The 16,195-nt window shown below is 68.5% G+C and carries 19 protein-coding genes and 3 pseudogenes; 12 read left to right on the top strand and 10 right to left on the bottom strand.

The features are described from left to right. Positions 1-83 precede the first annotated feature (83 nt). Both OHA19_RS01830 and OHA19_RS01825 read left to right on the top strand, forming a co-directional pair. Positions 84-263, top strand: coding sequence for a helix-turn-helix domain-containing protein (locus OHA19_RS01830; protein WP_405749157.1), 180 nt, complete (start codon positions 84-86; stop codon positions 261-263). Next, positions 230-415, top strand: a pseudogene (locus tag OHA19_RS01825) (helix-turn-helix domain-containing protein); the annotation flags it as partial. The gene OHA19_RS01830 and the pseudogene OHA19_RS01825, both read left to right, overlap by 34 nt. A gap of 113 nt (positions 416-528) precedes the next feature. Here OHA19_RS01825 and OHA19_RS01820 read toward each other — a convergent pair. From OHA19_RS01820 to OHA19_RS01795, 6 genes and pseudogenes are all read right to left on the bottom strand, one after another. Then, positions 529-573 (bottom strand): annotated as a pseudogene (locus OHA19_RS01820) (hypothetical protein); the annotation flags it as partial. Between the two features lie 203 nt (positions 574-776). Next, entirely contained in the window at positions 777-1,298 is a 522-nt protein-coding gene (locus OHA19_RS01815) for an alpha/beta hydrolase fold domain-containing protein (protein WP_405749154.1), read from the bottom strand. 225 nt (positions 1,299-1,523) lie between these two features. Next, positions 1,524-2,225, bottom strand: coding sequence for an ATP-binding cassette domain-containing protein (locus OHA19_RS01810; protein ID WP_405749151.1), 702 nt, complete (start codon positions 2,223-2,225; stop codon positions 1,524-1,526). Then, positions 2,222-2,683 carry an ATP-binding protein gene (locus OHA19_RS01805; RefSeq protein WP_405720647.1) on the bottom strand — a complete coding sequence of 154 codons (462 nt, stop codon included), beginning with the start codon at positions 2,681-2,683 and terminating at the stop codon, positions 2,222-2,224. The genes OHA19_RS01810 and OHA19_RS01805 overlap by 4 nt, the downstream gene beginning before the upstream one ends. A 26-nt stretch (positions 2,684-2,709) precedes the next feature. Next, positions 2,710-4,080, bottom strand: a complete 1,371-nt coding sequence (locus tag OHA19_RS01800; RefSeq protein ID WP_405720650.1) for an APC family permease — start codon at positions 4,078-4,080, stop codon at positions 2,710-2,712. Next, positions 4,077-4,955 carry a carbon-nitrogen hydrolase family protein gene (locus tag OHA19_RS01795; protein WP_405720653.1) on the bottom strand — a complete coding sequence of 293 codons (879 nt, stop codon included), beginning with the start codon at positions 4,953-4,955 and terminating at the stop codon, positions 4,077-4,079. Before OHA19_RS01795 ends, OHA19_RS01800 begins: the two co-directional genes overlap by 4 nt. A gap of 208 nt (positions 4,956-5,163) precedes the next feature. On the opposite strand from OHA19_RS01795, the gene OHA19_RS01790 reads away from it, so the two are divergent. From OHA19_RS01790 to OHA19_RS01780, 3 genes are all read left to right on the top strand, one after another. Further along, positions 5,164-6,060, top strand: a complete 897-nt coding sequence (locus tag OHA19_RS01790; RefSeq protein ID WP_405720656.1) for a LysR family transcriptional regulator — start codon at positions 5,164-5,166, stop codon at positions 6,058-6,060. Between the two features lie 218 nt (positions 6,061-6,278). Continuing rightward, positions 6,279-6,674 (top strand): hypothetical protein, encoded by a 396-nt coding sequence (locus OHA19_RS01785; RefSeq protein WP_405720658.1) that lies wholly within the window; start codon positions 6,279-6,281, stop codon positions 6,672-6,674. Then, positions 6,671-7,225 carry a hypothetical protein gene (locus OHA19_RS01780; RefSeq protein WP_405749148.1) on the top strand — a complete coding sequence of 185 codons (555 nt, stop codon included), beginning with the start codon at positions 6,671-6,673 and terminating at the stop codon, positions 7,223-7,225. The genes OHA19_RS01785 and OHA19_RS01780 overlap by 4 nt, the downstream gene beginning before the upstream one ends. A gap of 383 nt (positions 7,226-7,608) precedes the next feature. On the opposite strand, the gene OHA19_RS01775 is transcribed toward OHA19_RS01780, so the two are convergent. Continuing rightward, a complete protein-coding gene (locus OHA19_RS01775; RefSeq protein WP_405749145.1) occupies positions 7,609-9,147 on the bottom strand; it encodes a hypothetical protein in 1,539 nt (512 codons plus the stop codon). A 4-nt stretch (positions 9,148-9,151) separates the two neighbouring features. On the opposite strand from OHA19_RS01775, the gene OHA19_RS01770 reads away from it, so the two are divergent. From OHA19_RS01770 to OHA19_RS01755, 4 genes and pseudogenes are all read left to right on the top strand, one after another. Next, the gene (locus tag OHA19_RS01770) at positions 9,152-9,457 is read left to right on the top strand and encodes a hypothetical protein (protein ID WP_405749143.1); all 306 of its coding nucleotides are present in this window, start codon (positions 9,152-9,154) and stop codon (positions 9,455-9,457) included. Then, on the top strand, positions 9,457-9,885 hold the full coding sequence (locus tag OHA19_RS01765; RefSeq protein WP_405749140.1) for a PaaI family thioesterase: 429 nt from the start codon (positions 9,457-9,459) through the stop codon (positions 9,883-9,885). Before OHA19_RS01770 ends, OHA19_RS01765 begins: the two co-directional genes overlap by 1 nt. Beyond that, positions 9,878-10,624: a GNAT family N-acetyltransferase gene (locus OHA19_RS01760; RefSeq protein WP_405749137.1), complete on the top strand. Its 747-nt coding sequence runs from the start codon at positions 9,878-9,880 to the stop codon at positions 10,622-10,624. Before OHA19_RS01765 ends, OHA19_RS01760 begins: the two co-directional genes overlap by 8 nt. Positions 10,625-10,884: 260 nt before the next feature. Next, a pseudogene (locus OHA19_RS01755) lies at positions 10,885-11,025 on the top strand (IS630 family transposase); the annotation flags it as partial. Between the two features lie 121 nt (positions 11,026-11,146). Here OHA19_RS01755 and OHA19_RS01750 read toward each other — a convergent pair. Then, complete coding sequence (locus OHA19_RS01750) at positions 11,147-11,524, bottom strand: nuclear transport factor 2 family protein (RefSeq protein WP_405720672.1); 378 nt, start codon at positions 11,522-11,524, stop codon at positions 11,147-11,149. 372 nt (positions 11,525-11,896) lie between these two features. Then, positions 11,897-12,451, bottom strand: coding sequence for a hypothetical protein (locus OHA19_RS01745; protein ID WP_405720674.1), 555 nt, complete (start codon positions 12,449-12,451; stop codon positions 11,897-11,899). 130 nt (positions 12,452-12,581) lie between these two features. Between OHA19_RS01745 and OHA19_RS01740 the strand changes: the two genes are divergently transcribed. The 3 genes from OHA19_RS01740 (at position 12,582) to OHA19_RS01730 (ending at position 15,159) form a co-directional block, all read left to right on the top strand. Beyond that, entirely contained in the window at positions 12,582-13,796 is a 1,215-nt protein-coding gene (locus tag OHA19_RS01740; RefSeq protein WP_405749134.1) for a helix-turn-helix domain-containing protein, read from the top strand. Between the two features lie 611 nt (positions 13,797-14,407). Continuing rightward, positions 14,408-14,836 carry a hypothetical protein gene (locus tag OHA19_RS01735; protein WP_405720679.1) on the top strand — a complete coding sequence of 143 codons (429 nt, stop codon included), beginning with the start codon at positions 14,408-14,410 and terminating at the stop codon, positions 14,834-14,836. Between the two features lie 53 nt (positions 14,837-14,889). Then, positions 14,890-15,159 (top strand): hypothetical protein, encoded by a 270-nt coding sequence (locus OHA19_RS01730; RefSeq protein WP_405720682.1) that lies wholly within the window; start codon positions 14,890-14,892, stop codon positions 15,157-15,159. Between the two features lie 425 nt (positions 15,160-15,584). Here the strand turns inward: OHA19_RS01730 and OHA19_RS01725 are convergent, their stop codons facing one another. Next, complete coding sequence (locus tag OHA19_RS01725) at positions 15,585-16,019, bottom strand: hypothetical protein (protein WP_405753376.1); 435 nt, start codon at positions 16,017-16,019, stop codon at positions 15,585-15,587. Positions 16,020-16,195: the final 176 nt, after the last annotated feature.

The following is a 16,195-nucleotide window of genomic DNA, read 5'->3' as shown; positions in this document are numbered from 1 at the left end:
CCAACTTTCTTGCCGAGACGAGATCAACATCTCGAAACCGGGCCCTAGTTCACCACACATGAGGTACGGCGGCCGGCGGCCCTGTGTGGCACGTCCCAGCTCGTGTGGCGGAGCGGGCCCGGATCGTTCTGGTCTGCGCGGAAGGCGCGTCAAACACGCGTGTGCCAGCGGATTACAGGGTGTCCACGGAGACGGTGCGCAAGTGGCACTCGCGTTCGCTGACCGGCGGATGGCACTCAGCGAGGCAGAGCGTGCGGAGCTAACGCGTTGGTCGCGGCGGGCGAAGCCCGCGCAGTTCCTGGCGCTGCGGGCGAAGATCGTGCTGCGGAGTGCGGAGGGCGGAACGAACAAGGAGACCGCGGCCGAACTCGGCATCGCCCACGCGACGGTGAACCGCTGGCACTCCAGGTCCATCGCCCTGCGTCTGGACGGACTGACGGACGAGCCCCGCCCCGGAAGGCCGCCCTCGGTCCTGCTCGGCGAGGTCGAGCCACCGACGACGACTCCGCCCGTGGCGTCGCTGTGCCCACCGATGTACTTGGTGGCGGAGTGCACTACCAGATCCGCGCCCATCGACGCGGATGTACTCCAGCTGGTCGCTGGAGAGCCACTGTGCCTCGTCCAGGACGAGGGTACGCGGGTGGGCGCGGCGAGTGTGGCCTTGAGGAGGTGGTCGAACGGCGTTGGTGAGAGGAACGGCTGGCTCGGGCCAGGCTGCGGCGCTGGAAGTACGACCAGTGCAGACGGCGCTCGCGGCTGGGCAGCGGTGGTTCGCGTCAGCTCCGCACGGCCGCGCAGATGGTGGCGTGGGCCGCTCTGCCTTCGGGTATCGGCAGAAGGGGGTAGACGTGCAGCATCTCCGGCGCCTCGTGGAAGTCCAGCTCGACGCCTGCGGTCGTGGCGCGGGCGGCCAGTCGCCGGGCGTCGGGGTTGACGATGTCGCGGGTTCCGCTGAACAACGAGATCGGATTCAGCCCGGTGAGGTCTGCGAGCAGAGGGCTGACGTGGGGGTGGTCGGCGGGGAGGGCGCCTCGGTAGAGGTCCCCGGCGTAGCGCGCGCCGGTGACGGCGAGCCAGGGGTCGCGGTCTTCGAGCTGGGCGGTGCGCGGGTCGGTCCGGGTGATGTCCAGCCACGGAGAGATGAGGACGGTGCGGGCGGGGGCGGGCAGTCCTAGATGCGCTCTTCCTTGGCCAGCACGCCGTCGGAGACCAGTGCGTACCAGACCTGCCGGATCGTGAGCGGCAGCTGGGCCGCGCAGCGTGCCAGAACCCGGTCCACGGCCGTCAGCAGCTCGCACGTGCGGGCGCGTGGCTTCCACTGTGGCTGATATCCACGGGACCTTGCGCAACGTCGAGCTGGAGGAAGAAAACGCCCGGCTGATCGAACGGCTTCGGCAGGCAGGCCGGAACGCAACCTCCCTGACTGCGCGGGGGCGCTCATGCCATGAAATCGAGCAAGCCGACGACAGAATGGGCCTTTGACAGGCAGTGATCCGGGCCGTCAGGACCGCTCCGACATTCGTCTACACCTGGGGCTGGTCGCTGTAGGTGCGGGCCTGCGCCCGCCACATGGCCGCGTACTCGCCCTCTTCGTTCTCCAGGAGCGACTCGTGGGTGCCCTCCTCCAGCAGGTGTCCGCCGTCGAGAACGATGATCCGGTCTGCGGCCCGGGTGGAGCCGAGGCGGTGGGTGATCAGGACGACCGTACGGCCCGCGCTCAGGGCCCGGATACGGTCGTAGACGGCTTCCTCCGTACGTGGGTCGAGCGCGGACGTCGGTTCGTCGCAGATCAGCAGCGGGGCGTGGTCGCGGTAGAGGGCCCGCGCGCCGGCCAAACGCTGCCACTGCCCACCCGACAGGTCGCGGCCTCCCCACTGTGATGGGGCGAGATTGGTGTCGAGGCCGTCGGGCAGGCGGGCGATGACGCCGTCCGCGCCGGACGCCTTCGCGGCGGCGAGCACCGCCGCCTGGTCGTCGCCGTGGCCCTGGCCGAGGGTGATGTTCTCCCGAGCGGTGACCTGCCAGCGGGCGATGTCCTGCGGCAGCATCGCGAGGCGTGACCACACCTGCTCGGGGTCGGCGGTGGTCAGGTCCACCTCGTCCCACGTCACGACGCCGTGGGTGGGGGTGTAGAGCCCGGCGAGGAGCTTGGCGAGGGTCGACTTGCCCGAGCCGTTCGCGCCCACGATCGCCAGGACTTCGCCGCGGCGGACGGGGACGCTCACGTTCTCCAGCGCGGGCAGTTCGCTGCCCGGGTAGCGATGACGATCTTTCCGTTCTCGGTCTCCTCGACCGACCTTGCCCTGGCGAGGCTGTCCACGATGAACAGCCCGCGCCCGCTTGCGGCCACCGCCCCTTCGCCAACAGACGCGTTCGAAGGTCGGGCAGGGACGGCAGTGATGTCGGCACCGCGGTCGACGACGCCCAACGCCGCACCGAACTCGTAGACCTCGACCCTGATGAGGACCGCGCCGCTGCCGTGCTGGATGGCGTTGGCGATGAGCTCGCTGGCCAACAGCATGGCATCGAAGAGGTGACCCTCCGCCTTGCCGTCCAGGACGTCGGCCAGGACGGTACGGGCGGCGCGCTGCGGAGCATCGAGTCCGTCGAGCACCACATCACGGTGGACCAACAGGTCTCCGAGGCTGCGGTCATGCACCAGTTCACCAGTGGTCGGGGGCACCCTCGTCTCCCCACATCAAGAGGGAGCTACGCGGAGACTGCGTCCGTGGCCGCGGTGTCGTCGTCGAAGGTCATCTCCGGTGCGGGCTGGCGGAAGCCCTTGGTCAGGACGGCCAGGTAGACGACGCCAATCGCCAGCCACACGCCGCCGATCTGGAGCGCGACGTGACCGAGCTTCGTGAGCAGGTAGAGGGAGACGGCAGCGCCGATGGCCGGCATCACCAGGTACGAGAAGAGGTGGGGGGTACGGCCGTGTCTGCGCTCGCGGACCAGGTGGGCGATCACGCAGAGGTTCACCAGGGTGAATCCGAGGAAGGCGCCGAAGTTGATGAACGAAGTGGCCGTGGTCAGGTCGAGTTTCATGGCGATGACACCGGCGGCCGCGGTCAGCAGCAGGTTCAGGACGGGCGTGCCGGTCTTCTTCGACAGGTTGCCGAAGACGGCCTTGGGCAGTGCGCCGTCGCGTCCCATGACATACATGAGGCGGGCGGCGGAAGCTTGCAGGGCGATACAGGAGGCGATGGATCCGGCGATGGTGACGAAGTTGATGATCTCGGCGTACGCCTTGCCGCCGACCTGCACCTTCAGGTGGTAGGCGGCCGCGTCGACGTCGGCGAACTTCGCACCGGGGTGGACCAGTTGCATCACGAAGGACAGCACGATGAAGATCGCGCCGGCGACGATGACGCAGCCGATGATGCCGCGGCCGATCGTCCTCGCCCCGCCCCTGGCCTCCTCACCCAGCGTGGAGACGGCGTCGAAGCCGAGGAAGGAGTACGCGGCGATGGCGGCGGCCGCAGTGACCGCGCCGATCGACGTGCCGGAGTTCCACAAGGCGTCCGTGGCAGGCGCGGAGGAGCCGTGGTTGCCGAGGAAGACGACACACAGGGTGGCGAAGAGGACCAGCGACCCCAGAGCGATGAACATCAGGACCTTGTTGACGCGGTCCGCGAGCTTCATGCCGAAGACGTTGATGGCGGTGGTGACGCCCACCGAGACGATCAGCCAGACCCACTTGGGTACCTCGGGGAACTGGGCATGGAAGTAGATCGCCGTGATCAGCCAGCCGACCATCGGGATGAAGAAGTAGTCGAGCAGCATCGCCCAGCCGGACAGGAAACCGATGCGGCTGTCGAGCATCCTGCGGGCGTACGTGTAGACCGACCCCGCGCCGGGCGCGGCGCGCGCCATCTTCGCGTAACTCAGCCCGGTGAGCAGCATCGCGACGGTGGCGATGGCGAACGCGGTCGGCGCCGCGCCGCCGCTGGTGGCGGCGACCACGCCGAAGATCGTGACGACGATGCCGGGGGAGATGTAGGCCAGGCCGAACAGGACGACGGAGAGGAGGCTCAGGTCGCCCTTCAGTCTCATGGTGCTCTCTGTGGTCTCGCTGCTCATCGTGGTGGCTCCTCGGTGGTGTGGGCGGGGTTCCAGGTGGCAGGGTCGATGCGGCCCCCGTACAGCGGGAGCTCGAGGGCCGGGTCGCCGGGGCGGAACTGGTCCCAGATCCGGTTGAGGCCGGCGGTGCCGTAGCGGCGTACGTTGCTGACCTCGTCGAGGTCGATCACGTCGGTGAGGGTGGAGTCGCCGGCGTCGACGGTTTCGGCGCGCACCGTGCCCTGGGGATCGATGACGAGGCTGCGGCCGATCCCGGAAGGGGCGGCGGAGTTGACGCTGGCGACGAAGACCTGATTGGCGATGGCGTTGGCGCGGTTGAGGACGACTTCCTGCGCGCGGTCGCTCGTCGTCGTGCGGACCACGTTGACGATCAACTCGGCTCCCATCCATGCCAGATGGCGGGAGATCTCCGGGAACCAGGTGTCGTAGCAGATGGACAGCCCGATGCGGCCGACCCCGGCGAGGTCGACGACCTCGAACCGGTTGCCGGGTGTGGTCGTCTCGTACGGGCGCCACGGGAAGACCTTGCGGTACGCGGCGAGGCGCTCACCCTGTGGTGAATAGACCGGTGTCGTGTTGTGGACGCGGTCGCCCGCGCCTCGCTCGTAGACGCTGCCGGGCACCAGCCAGATGCCCAGATCCCCCGCGAGCTCGGCGAAGGCCGCATCGCGTTTGCCGTCGAGCGGCTCGGCCCCCTCCGCCGGGGCGGCCGGGACACCGGGGGCGCTCTCGCCGAGGTGCAGTTCGGGGTAGACGACGAGGGCGCCGGGTACGCGCAGTCTCACGCGCCGCTCCACGTCGGCGGCAAAGCCCGCGAGGTCGTCGGCCGGGCGGCCGGGCGCCTGGGCGAGGATCAGGGGCAGGGGGCGGGCCATGCGGGAACACCAGCCAATCGAAGGAACTGTTCGAGGAGAAGTCGACGGAGATTCGGGCGCCGATCACCCGAAATTCCGGTGGGACAAGAATGCGGCTGGCCAGCCATAGCCTCAAATACTTGGAAGGGCTGGTTACCATGCCTCTGAGGCATGAACGTGTCATGCCTCCTACGGTCATGCCTCCTACGTCTCCCGAGGGACCACCGCCATGGAACTCCGAGTGCTGCGTTACTTCCTGACCATCGTGGAGACCGGTTCGGTCACCAAGGCGGCCGAAGTGGTCCGCGTCGCCCAGCCCTCACTGTCGCGCCAACTACGCGGCCTGGAGGGGACCTTGGGGATGACACTCTTCGACCGCGGCGGCAAGCAGATGGTCCTGACGGTGGCCGGCCGGCGCTTCCTTCCCCTGGCCCGCGACCTGGTCGCCCGCGCGGACGCCGCCGAGGCCGCAGTCGGTGCGCTGGCGGCCGGTCGTGCCATGCGGATCACCGTGGCGGCGCCGCCCACCACCATCACCGACGTGATCGCACCGTTCCTGGCCACCTGGGGGCCGGAGGATCCGCTCGTCACCGTGCAGGCGGAGAGCCCGGCACGTGCATACCAGGCCCTTGCGCGGGGCGCCGACGTAGCCATCTCCTCGTCACCTCCGAGGCGCCGTTTCGCCGGGCTCCCGGTGGCCCGCCTGCCGCTGTGGGCCTACGTCCGTGCCGACCACGCCTGGGCGGACCGGGACCGCGTCACCATCGGGGAACTTGCCGCGGAGCCCCTCATCGTCCTCACCCCGGCGCACGGCACCCGCCGCATCCTGGACCACGCCGTGCAGGACGCGGACGCCTCGTACGACATCGTGCTCGAATGCGACACCCCGCACGTCGCACAGGCCATGGCGGCTTCGGGCCACGGTGTCGCGGTGGTCTCCGACGACCCCCGCTTCGACCTGCACCCGCTGCTGATCCTCGACAGGACAGACAAACCCCTGCAGATCCACCTGCACGCGGCGTGGGACCCCAGCCACTACGCGCTGCACAGCATCGAGGCATTCGCCGCCGGGTTGTCCCGCTTTTGCGTCGAGCGGTACGGACCACAGGTCGCCGACCGCCTGTGAACCGCAGCGACGACTACACGGAGGTATGCCTGGCAGGCAGGTCTGACCAGACCGGGCAGGCATTGGACGGTGGCCCCGGTGCGCCCCACCATGCGGCGATATCCCGCATCAGCTGCCGACCCGAGAGGCTGGCGCAGCAGCTCGCGGGCCGTGCGCAGGACGCTCGCCGCGGTCTCGGGAGCGCTGGCGGGCACGACCAGGTCCTCAGCGAGGTGTGCATGGCATTTCTCTCAAGTCGCCGCAGACGGCCACGTCTCGTCCTGGAGCTCGACGATGCTGCCCTCGGCCGGCTGCTGAAGTCCCTCCAGGCGACGACAAGTACGGGCACGATCGCGACGACGGACCTGTGCATGACCCAGGTATCCCGTCTCCTGGACCAGAGCCGGGCCGACTGGGACTGCCGCACCCACCGGCTCTCCGTCCTCGCGTACCGCCTGTCCGCATCGCACGGGCCCCGTTCCTGGGCCACTCGTGAGCCGCGCAACGCGAGCGCGCTCGTCCTGTCCGCATGGGCGCAGCTCGAACACGGACGCTCCCGGGGGCGTCCGCAGGACGCGGCGACAGCTGTCTGCGCGCCGCCGAACTGGCGCCGGAGGACCCCACTCCCGGGGTGATCCTGTTGGGTCTGTCACGGCTCGAGCGCCGCAGTCAGCCGGAGGTGTTCGGCCTGTGGAACGAGGTACTGACCCGCGACTGCTGGAACCGCGATGCGTACCTGAGCAAGCTGCGCTATCTGGGGCCGCAGGAGATGGTATCGCGCGTCCAGGTACTGGACTTCGTCGACGCGCTCCGCGCCAGCACGCCCGCGAACGCGCCCTGCGCGGCCACCGAGCTCACCGCCGAGGTTTTGCAGTACCAGTGCGTCCTCGCCGGCGGCGGAGTCGAGGCGCTGATGGCACGCACCCACTGGTCCAACGCATCGGCCGCCCAGGCCCTCGACCGTGCGGCACGCACCTGGGCCCGGCCCGGGTTCTTCCACCGCGCGGCAGCCGTCGTCGACCTGAACCTGCTGGCCTACGCGCTGATGGCCGCCGAGCGGCGCGGCCAGGCCCGTCCGGTCTTCGAGGCGATCAACGGGACGGTCACGGCCTGGCCCTGGAGCGTCGGAGGCGACCCGGTGGCGGAGTTCGAGAAGGCGCGGATCAGGAGCGGGACCAGCATGTGAGTTGCGCGACTCGCCCCTCGGCATGGCGGGCGGACAGCTCTTGACGGCAGAAGAGCGTGGGAGGGGGTCCGGCAGATGCCGTCCCCCTCCCACGAGTCACCAGTGGGGACGTCAACTGCGGATGATGTTCCCGGCCTTGGGGTCCTTCTGACCATGGGCACTGGACACCGCGCAGCACGCAGTCGAGCAGGAACATGCAGAAGCCCAGGCTCGATCACCGGCCACCGGCTTCGATCCCGATGAAGGCGAACCGGGCGCCGCTGTGCGGCACTTCCCGCCCGTTGTTGGACTCGGCCTTGTCGTCCGCCGTCCACAGCGACGCCGTCCCTCTCGAGCCGCCGTTGCCGAGCAGCCGGCCGGCCGTGCAGGGTCGCCCCGCCGCCTCAGCCGCCTCCGCCGGTGACGGGCAGCTTGTACGCCTGCGCGGCCGCCGCCGACCAGCCGAACTCGTTGTTGTCGCTGAAGTAGTAGTACGTGGCGCCGTTGGGCAGCATCGCCGCGGTGATGCCGCCGAAGCCGGACATGAACGGCACGTACACCGGGCTGGTGAACACCGGGTCGTCCGCCGAGGTGAACTGCCGTGCCCACAGGCCGTCCTGGTGCTGGTAGGTCCTGCCGGTCGTGTCGGCGGTCGTGGTGAGGCCGCGGTTCGCCGGGTTCTGCTGCATCGCGTCGGCGAGCATCGTCGGGTCGAGCTTCTGCACGCCGCCGATCCTCCCGCCGTCGGCGTTCAGGAACCGGCTGACCTTGGCGATGTCGTCCTGCGTGTAGAACAGGCCGTACCCGCCCAACGGCTGCCCGGTGGCGCTGTTGCCGGTGCGCTCGGTGGTCAGCACGTCCGGGCTCAGGTGCAGCGGGACCAGCACCTGGTCACGGATCCAGCGGTAGATGTCGCTGCCGGCGCCGGCCTTGGACACCAGGTAGTTCTGCATCGCCCGAGCCAGCACGAAGGTGTCGGAGGAGTGGTAGACCCACTTCGTGCCGGGCGCGGCGGAGTGCGGGAAGGCCAGCGCGGCGGTCATCTTCGGCCCGTACGCCTCGGCGTCGAAGAACGCCGTCATGCCGCTGCCGGACTCGTCGGACTCGAAGGCGCTGGAGGAGTAGTTGCCGGTGGCCATGTTCGCGGTGTCCTGGAACGTGACGCCGCTCCAGGCGGAGGTGTCCGCCTCGCTGACCCAGTCGCGGATCAGCTGCGACGGCACGGGCGAGCCGTAGACCTGCGTCAGCCGCATCAGCACGATCCCGGCGAACATCGTCTTGGCCAGCGAGTACGACGGCAGCACCATCTGGTTGCAGTACGGGTACGCGCCCTGCCGGGTCTGGCACGCACCGACGTAGTTCACCCCGCCGTAGGACACCCCGTACGTGCTCAGCGCCGAGGCGGTGACGCCGCTGCCGAACGCACTGGTGTCGATGCCGGCGTTCGGGGAGTCGGTGCTCAGCGCGCTGATCGGCTTGGTCGGGATGCGGTGGGCGACCTCGGCGGCGTACGCGTTCTTCAGGTCGGTGTCACCGGTCACGGTGTGCCGGGAGTAGGTCGTGCCGACCTGGCCCCACATGTCGAACTGGAAGTACTCGCACGTCTCGTGCACGATCTGGTACCGGACCCGGGAGATCGTGCTGCCGTCGAAGAGGAAGGTCAGCAGGCCGTTGTGCACGCAGTTGGCGTTGCGCTCGACCAGCGCGAAGGGCAGCGAGACGCGGGTGCGGCCGCCGTCGCCGTTCTCGTTCCAGGCGCGGCCGCCCCCGACAATCAGGTTCCAGTACGCGCTCCCGGTGATCTGCAGGCCGCGGACGGCAGGGATGACGTGGCTGCCGTTCTGCACGAGGTCGATGCTCACCGGTGGCAGGTGCTTGAGCGCGGCGATGGCTGCATAGTGGTAGGTGTCCTTGATGGTGCGGAAACGGCCGGCGGTGGCCACGCCGTTGAGCGTCAGGGTGCCCTCGAAGGTGTGCGTCGGGGCGGCGGCCGCCGCGGGCAGCGCGAAGGCGTCGTCGGTGACGGTGCTGACCGCCGCTGGCCAGGTCGGCGGCGGTCAGCACCGACCTGGTCACGGCGCCGCTGCCGGTGAGCGGATCGCCGGGTACGGCGGTCGCGGCGTACGCGGGTCTCGCCGCCAACGGCGAGAACGGCACGAGGACCAGAGCCAGTACGAGGAAAGCCAGCGCGGCACAACAGCGCCGGGCGTACAAGAGGGACACGGTGAACTCCTCGGCAACGCGAAGGGGTAGTGCCCGTATTCTGGGGACGCGCGGTGCTGCCGTCGAAGACCCATCGGGGTTCGACGACATGCCTCGAAGGCATCGGCGGGGGTCAGGGTCAGAGGTCATGGGGCGCGCAATCGCCGATGGTGGGCAGCCGGTATCCGACGCCCATCTCCGACCTGCCCGGCTTACACATCGTCGACACCGGCGAGGAAACCACCCTGGTTCGTGCCGAGGTGGACGCGGCCTTGCACGGCAGCCAACAGGGCACGGTGCACGGCGGATTCCTGGTCGAGGTCGCCGACACGGCGATCGGGACGGCTCACTCGACCCTCATGGGGACCGGGGAATCGTTCACTGCACAAATTGCGGAAATTCCGTTGCGACACCGGATGCGGAACCGCAAAATGCGCACGCAAAGTACACATGATTTTCCAAGGATGAAGAGTGGCTGAGAACGACGAGCAGCGCCACACCCTGACCAATGGGCAGGGTGTGCCGGTCCTGACCTATCTGCAGGGTGTTCGGGAGGGGCACCCATGGGCGGACCTGGCCGAAGTGGTCGGCCCCGACCACGTGGACACCATCGTCTCCGGTATGTCCGGATGGGCAGTCTCGGGAGCCGTGGAGCTCGGTGAGCAACTGCTGCGCCGTGGCGCACGGGTGATGCGGCACGCCCATGAGATGCGGAGGGACTTGGTCGCGTGTCCGCCACCGACCGACTGGTCATCATGCGCCCTGGGTAACGGACTTCGGGCGGTCCCTTGTGACCTCGCTGCCGACGCGGTGTTCCCGGCATGGCGAGCCGCCTTTCCTGCCGACCATCCCGACCACCACTCCGGCAGCAACGAAGAAGCGCTCAACAAGCTTCTGGCACCCATCCTCGCGGGCTCCGTCCTCGGGCCGGTCCTTCCGTGCAGCGCCTTGGTGGTGGACGAGACGGACCGTGTTGTCGCTGGGGCCATCATCACCGACCGTGACGGACTGCCGTGGATCGCGGACGTGTTCCGCCGGCCCGAAGCCCGCTACGCAGGCCTTGGCGCCAATCTGCTGCGCCGGGCGCTCAGCGCTGCTGCGGCCGACGGGCTGGCCGACATTTCGCTCGTCGTGAGCGATGCGAATCCAGCCCGCCGCGTCTACGAAAAGCTCGGTTTTGAGCTGACTGGCACATCACTGACTGTCGTAGTGCCGTAGGTCTCGAAACCCCGTACATCCAGTGAGCTGAAGCGGATTTTGTGGCGATCCTGAAGGCAGACGTGATCGCCATCGGTACATGGGAGAACACAGGTCCGATGCCTGCACCACGGAAGTACCCGGACGAGCTGCGCGAGCGGGCCACCCGTGAAGGCTCACCGCGACCGCGCCGATGCCCACGCCGCCGAACGTCGTGGTGGACCGGCCGAGCGGGCGCGGCCCGTTGCCGTCCACCACGGCGAGGAACCCCTCGCGCAGGACGAGCCCTGCACGCCAATCTACGCTGGCGCAACGCCAACGCCCGCCACCGCGACGTCCTGGCCGTCGAACGCTAGGAACGCGCCCGCATCCGAAGCGAGAAGGGCATCCGTTGGGGCGGACGCCTCAACACCGCAGCCTGACCAACCGCGAACTTACACAGCCAAAGCGCATCATTGGCCCGCTCGTGGCCAAGCGCGGACGACCGAAGCGTTGTGAAGATGATCTCGGCTGGGCAGACCCGGAGCCCCGAACGGGGCCGGGTCAGGAGCCGGACGGCTCGATCTCCCCCGCGAAGACGATGACCTGGTCGATGAGGCTCCGCCGCAGATGGACGACGTCCGTTCCCGCCAGGCGGGGGCCTCCATCCGGCGTCGTGAAGACCCACTGGTACCGGGCCCACTCGTCCGGCATGTCCACCGCCGAACAGCGCACCATCGTGCCGGTCCCCGCGGGGTGGCGCCGGATGTCCAGCACGAACCGCTCGACCGCCTCGATCCCCTCACTGCGGCCCAACGGGCCCCAGAAGACCACGTCCGAGGTTAGGGCCTGGGAGAGCAGCGCAGTCACATAGCTGTCGTCCGAGGCGTTGAACGCGGAGATGAACGTGTCGATCGCTGATCGCGCGGTCTCTTCCTGCATGCACCATTAATACCAGTCGCCTTGCGGACCGCGCTCGTCCCGTGAGTCGCCTTCCGATCACGGTGAACCATCCCGGTCACAGCATTAGCCTCGGGCTTTCGCGAGGGTGGCTGTCCGGTACGTGGCCGGAAACGCGAGAAGTACTCCTGACCTGCAACGATGGGACCTGTCGGCTGCACGGAAAGAAGCACCTATTAGCTAAGGACAGGGCCTGTGACCGGCGACTCGGTGGAGTCGACCCAAGACACTGGCAACAGCGAGGTGCCCTGTACCGATGCCAGCCCTGTTGGCTCATCTGCGCTGGAGACCTTTGGGCCAGCCACCAGTCGCTCCCAACCCCCGAGGTCATCTGGCGGCGGACTTCTGGCGGCCTCACGGTGGAGTCTCTATCACCTCGCGAGCGCGCCGGGCGAACTTCTCCCGGCTCACTTCCACCGCGTCAACTGCGTCTTCGAGGCCGGTGCGATACCCATCATCCGACAACTCCCCTTCGAGTATCCCGTGGAGCACCCTTTCGAGGTAGGTCCGCAGGGACCGCACGTCCGACCACACGTTCACGGCCTCCGCAGCCACGGTTTCCGGCCCCATCAGATCGAGCCGCGCCTGTGCCTTGTAGAGCGCGTCTACCGCGGTACCGAGCTCCTCGACGGCTGCGTACAACACATCGGTCGGAGGCGGGGCGTCCCGGGCGGAGGCCAGTACACCGTCCTGGTGCGCGACTCGGTGCAGCACGCTGTCGACCGGCTCCGCCGCCTCCATGAATGCGAGGTACGCCTCCAGGCGTTCACTCCGCAGCGCCCGACCGTGTTCGACCGTGCCCTGGTCACGCGCCTGCCGCCGAGCGGACGTATACGTCAGCCACGAGGTGCACAGAGTGCCGATGACGCCTACTCCGGCTCCGGCCAGGGCCGCCCATCCTTGATCCATGCAGTCCATCCTTCTGCGGTATGCCGCCGCGCGAGACCTTTTCCCTAGATCTGGGCGCCTCCTAGACTCAGGGAGGTTGACCAGACGTCGCACATAGACGATCACGGGCCTTGACTTGGAGGACGGACAGGTGGCCGCAGCATCCCAGCCCCCATCGGGCGATCCGGTGGAGCGGTTCGCCTTCGAGTTACGGGCCCTCCGCAACTCGGCGGGCGGTCCGACGTACCGTCAGATGGCCGCGCGTACGGGCCAGTCATCCAGTGCCCTGTCCAACGCCGCGAAGGGCAGACAGCTGCCACCCCTCGAAGTCGCCCTGGCCTACGCCGAAGCCTGCGCCGGCGACCGCACGGAATGGGAACGACGGTGGCGAGCGGCGAAGGCCGAGCTCAGCACGGCACCGAGACGGCGGTGGCCGGTCGTTGCCGCCGCTGGAACCGTCGGGCTCGCATTGGTGGTCGCCGTAGCGGTTCTTGTGAGTCGGCTTGCGCACGAGCCGCCGCCGTCGGACGCTGCCGACCACTCTCCCCGCTTCTTCTCCAACGATGATGCCTTCAACCAGCGGCATCCGCGTCCCTACCTGTCGCCCGACTCTGCGCAGATGGTTGCCGACCTGCTCGCCCTGGGCCGGGTGGAGTTGTACACCGGCAAGGCTGGCTCCCTGGTGTACCGAGCCACCTCAAGCACCCCGACCTACGAAGTCACCCCCCGCAAGCACGTCGAGCAATGGGGGCCCAACCCCTTCGAAGGCGTCGGCTTTCCCTGGGACGCATCGTGGAAGGAACCGCCACCAGAGCGCCAATGGGCGGTGGTGATCACGCCGGACGGGCGGTCGGTGGAGTGCTGGCGGACTGAGGTGCAGGACGGCAGGCCGAGCTGTGAATGGGGAGCCGTGTCCGACACCCGCGGCTCATCGGTCTCCGTCACAGGCCAGGCCACCGGCAGCGGCCTGTCCCGCCTCGCCGGAGTGATCACCCGCGCGGACTGGAAGGCCGGCCGCATCGATCACGCCCTGAGCTTCGGCACCCCAGACAACAACGGCCAGTATGTTTTCCCGGCGGTTGGAAGCGATGGCCCGGAGCAAGGCCGCTGGCGCGAGGGGCAGTTCATCTGGCTGGACCGCGCGTACGACGTCGACGCCGACACCTCGCTCAAGCCGTACGAGCGGCTGGTCGCGAAGGCACTGCAGGAGTACGGAGCGTTCAACGTCAAGAACGCCGGGGAGTTCAGCTTCACGTCCGAGTACGGATCGAAGCCGCCAGGCACCAACGGCGATGCCTACGCGCCCCTCACCCACATCAAGTTCGCGAAGTATCTGCGAGTCGGGACGATCGCGCCTGCGTCGTAAGCTTGACTCTGTCGGGGATCTTGGACAGTCGGGCTCAGCTGCCGAGGGTTCGCCAGGACTTTGACCGAGGGATCTCGTTCTGGTCCAGGAAGGTCTGGAAGGCGTCGGTGGTCTCGGTACAGAGGGTTCCTCGGTCGCTGACCTGCTGCTGAGTCGTTCGATGTTCACGGCGATGGCTGTGAGGACGTGTTGCAGGTGGGCTTTCGGCTGTCCTCGGTAGCGGCAACGGCGCATGCCGTGTCCGTGGGCGAACTCGTTTGAGGATCCTGGTCTTGGGCCGGGTGGGGTTCTTGCCCAGCCGGACCGGACGGCCGTAGCGGCGCCCCCAGTCTTCGTCGACCAGGCCGGTCAGCAGATGTGAAGCAGTGCGGGCCACTTCCTCCAGCACGGCACGGTCGGCCTCGGTGACCAGTTCCAGCCGGGTCAGGTCACGCACCGCGGCCAGGACATGGGTGGAGTCGGTGCGTTGCGTGGTGCGCTCGCGTACGAGGCCGGCTTCCTTCAGGCGGGCGAGCGCCAGATCGAGAAGACGGTCGGCGCGGTCGTCCTGTGCGAGGCGCTCGCGGAAGTCAGCCAGCACACTGTGATGGAAGCCGGGATCGTCCAGCTCCATGGCCAGGGCGATCCGGCGCCTGCAGCTGACCGACCTCAACCGGTCCGCCGGCCGCCTGATCACTCCCCGCCGCGGCGACAAGCACACCGTCTACCTCGACGAGCTGACCTTGAAGCTCCTCACCGACTGGCTCCGGGAACGAGTCGAGCGCTGGCCCCGCAGCACCAACCCTCATCTGTTCGTCACGCAGGTCACCGCCCTCGATTCAGAAGGGCCACCAGTCGCGAAATACGGAATCCAACCGATCTTCACCAACCTTGGGATTCAGCCCGCGAAGTTGAGGATCGATCGGATCCTCGACGAAGCGCACGAGACCGCCGACCCCGTCCACCTGATGCGAGTCTTCGGGATGGCTCCCTCCACGGCGATGAAGTACGTCAAGGCAGCCCACCCCCACCGCTTTATCAAGGAGCCGGCCAGGGCCTGACCAGCCCCGGGAGTTGTACTCCGGTGCTACCTGCGGGTGCCACTTTGGAGAGCGTGACCGAACCCCCGCCTTCGCGAGCCTCCGATACCGAGCTGGCCGACCTGGTGGCCCTTCGTGGCGTCCGGATGAACCAGCTGTACCAATGGCGCGCCCACCGGGACCACGTCGCGTCGTACCTGATGGACGAGTACAACGACGGGAACACCGATCCCGAACCGGCCTCCGCCCGCCTAGTCGACCTCGCCGCCGGCAACCGAAGGAGGACGCGGCGCGCTGACCTGGGGTGTCTCACTCCGGGGTCAGTCGAGGGACATCGCTCGTGAAAAAGGGACCGATCGGTACGCGTTCGTTGACGACGCCACTCATCTCTGGCCCCGCTGGTCAGAGGCGACGTCGGCAAGAGCTCCGACGCTTCCCCATCGGGTAGCCGGCTCTGCCCCGGTGACTACCCGGGTGCTCATCCCTCAGTTCTGTCTTCCTTCGCATGCTGAGGGAGCACACGGCCGGATGAGCGGGCGAGGCGATGGGGGTGGTGCCGTGAAAGCCACTCCGGAGAAGTCGCCCGACAGCAATAGGCTTCATCAGTCTCCACGCGACGCACCCCAGCAGAGCTCCCCAGTTCCCGGCCAGGCATCCGCCCCGGTACCCCAAAACCGGCGGCTGAGCAGGCACACCGTTCAGTTACTTCAGGGAACGGCGGGGAACGCCGCTGTCTCCCGGCTGGTGGCGCAACGGTACACCGCTCCGGTCAAGACGCCGCCTTCTCAGGCGCCCGGCATGTGGCGGGGACCTGCTGGCGACGGGGCGGGGTGCACTCGCAGACGATTGCGAAGCGGGCGCCGGAGTGTCCGCTTCGCGGCGGGGCGACGGACTCCACGGTGGCTTCGAGCTGGACGCCGGCCGCGGCGTCGAGGGCGGCGATGACCTCCGCCCACGTCGCGGCTTCCGTATCGGACAGCGGGCACCGGCCCAGTCCGACGACACGGGCGGCCAGGGCCGGCACCGTGAGCCCGACCTCGCGGGCGAGCCGGCCATAGCGTTTGTTGTGCCAGCGCCGGTCACCGCCGCTGACATCGGTGATGTCCCGGGTCAGTGCCAGGCCGTGTGCGGCGTGGTGAAGCAGCCCTTCCATCAGAGGCCGGCCGCCGACGCCGAGAGTGCCGGAGGAGACCTGGAGCTCCATGGTCAGGCGTCCGTCCCGCTTGAAGCGGTGCCCGGTGCGCAGGGCGGTGCACTTGGTGGGGTCCTGGGCACCGGCGGCGGGAGGGACGGTGACGGAGATGTCGGGGACACCCGCGAAGCGGCAACGGATCTCCCGCCAGGCGGTCTCCGTCGGTCTTCAGGATCTGGCCCGGGTGG

The sequence above is a fragment of the Streptomyces sp. NBC_00012 genome (assembly GCF_045040875.1).
In the GTDB taxonomy this organism is placed as follows: Bacteria; Actinomycetota; Actinomycetes; order Streptomycetales; family Streptomycetaceae; genus Streptomyces.
Note: the sequence above shows the minus strand (reverse complement) of the source record. Positions and strands in the feature narration are given on the sequence as shown.

Bases quoted from the DNA above. Each gene is read 5' to 3' on its own strand.
- OHA19_RS01800 (WP_405720650.1), bottom strand. From the start codon at position 4,080: ATGAGCAGCGAGACCACAGAGAGCACCATGAGACTGAAGGGCGACCTG.
- OHA19_RS01795 (WP_405720653.1), bottom strand. From the start codon at position 4,955: ATGGCCCGCCCCCTGCCCCTGATCCTCGCCCAGGCGCCCGGCCGCCCG.
- OHA19_RS01790 (WP_405720656.1), top strand. From the start codon at position 5,164: ATGGAACTCCGAGTGCTGCGTTACTTCCTGACCATCGTGGAGACCGGT.
- OHA19_RS01785 (WP_405720658.1), top strand. From the start codon at position 6,279: ATGGCATTTCTCTCAAGTCGCCGCAGACGGCCACGTCTCGTCCTGGAG.
- OHA19_RS01750 (WP_405720672.1), bottom strand. From the start codon at position 11,524: ATGCAGGAAGAGACCGCGCGATCAGCGATCGACACGTTCATCTCCGCG.
- OHA19_RS01745 (WP_405720674.1), bottom strand. From the start codon at position 12,451: ATGGATCAAGGATGGGCGGCCCTGGCCGGAGCCGGAGTAGGCGTCATC.
- OHA19_RS01735 (WP_405720679.1), top strand. From the start codon at position 14,408: ATGGCCAGGGCGATCCGGCGCCTGCAGCTGACCGACCTCAACCGGTCC.
- OHA19_RS01725 (WP_405753376.1), bottom strand. From the start codon at position 16,019: ATGGAGCTCCAGGTCTCCTCCGGCACTCTCGGCGTCGGCGGCCGGCCT.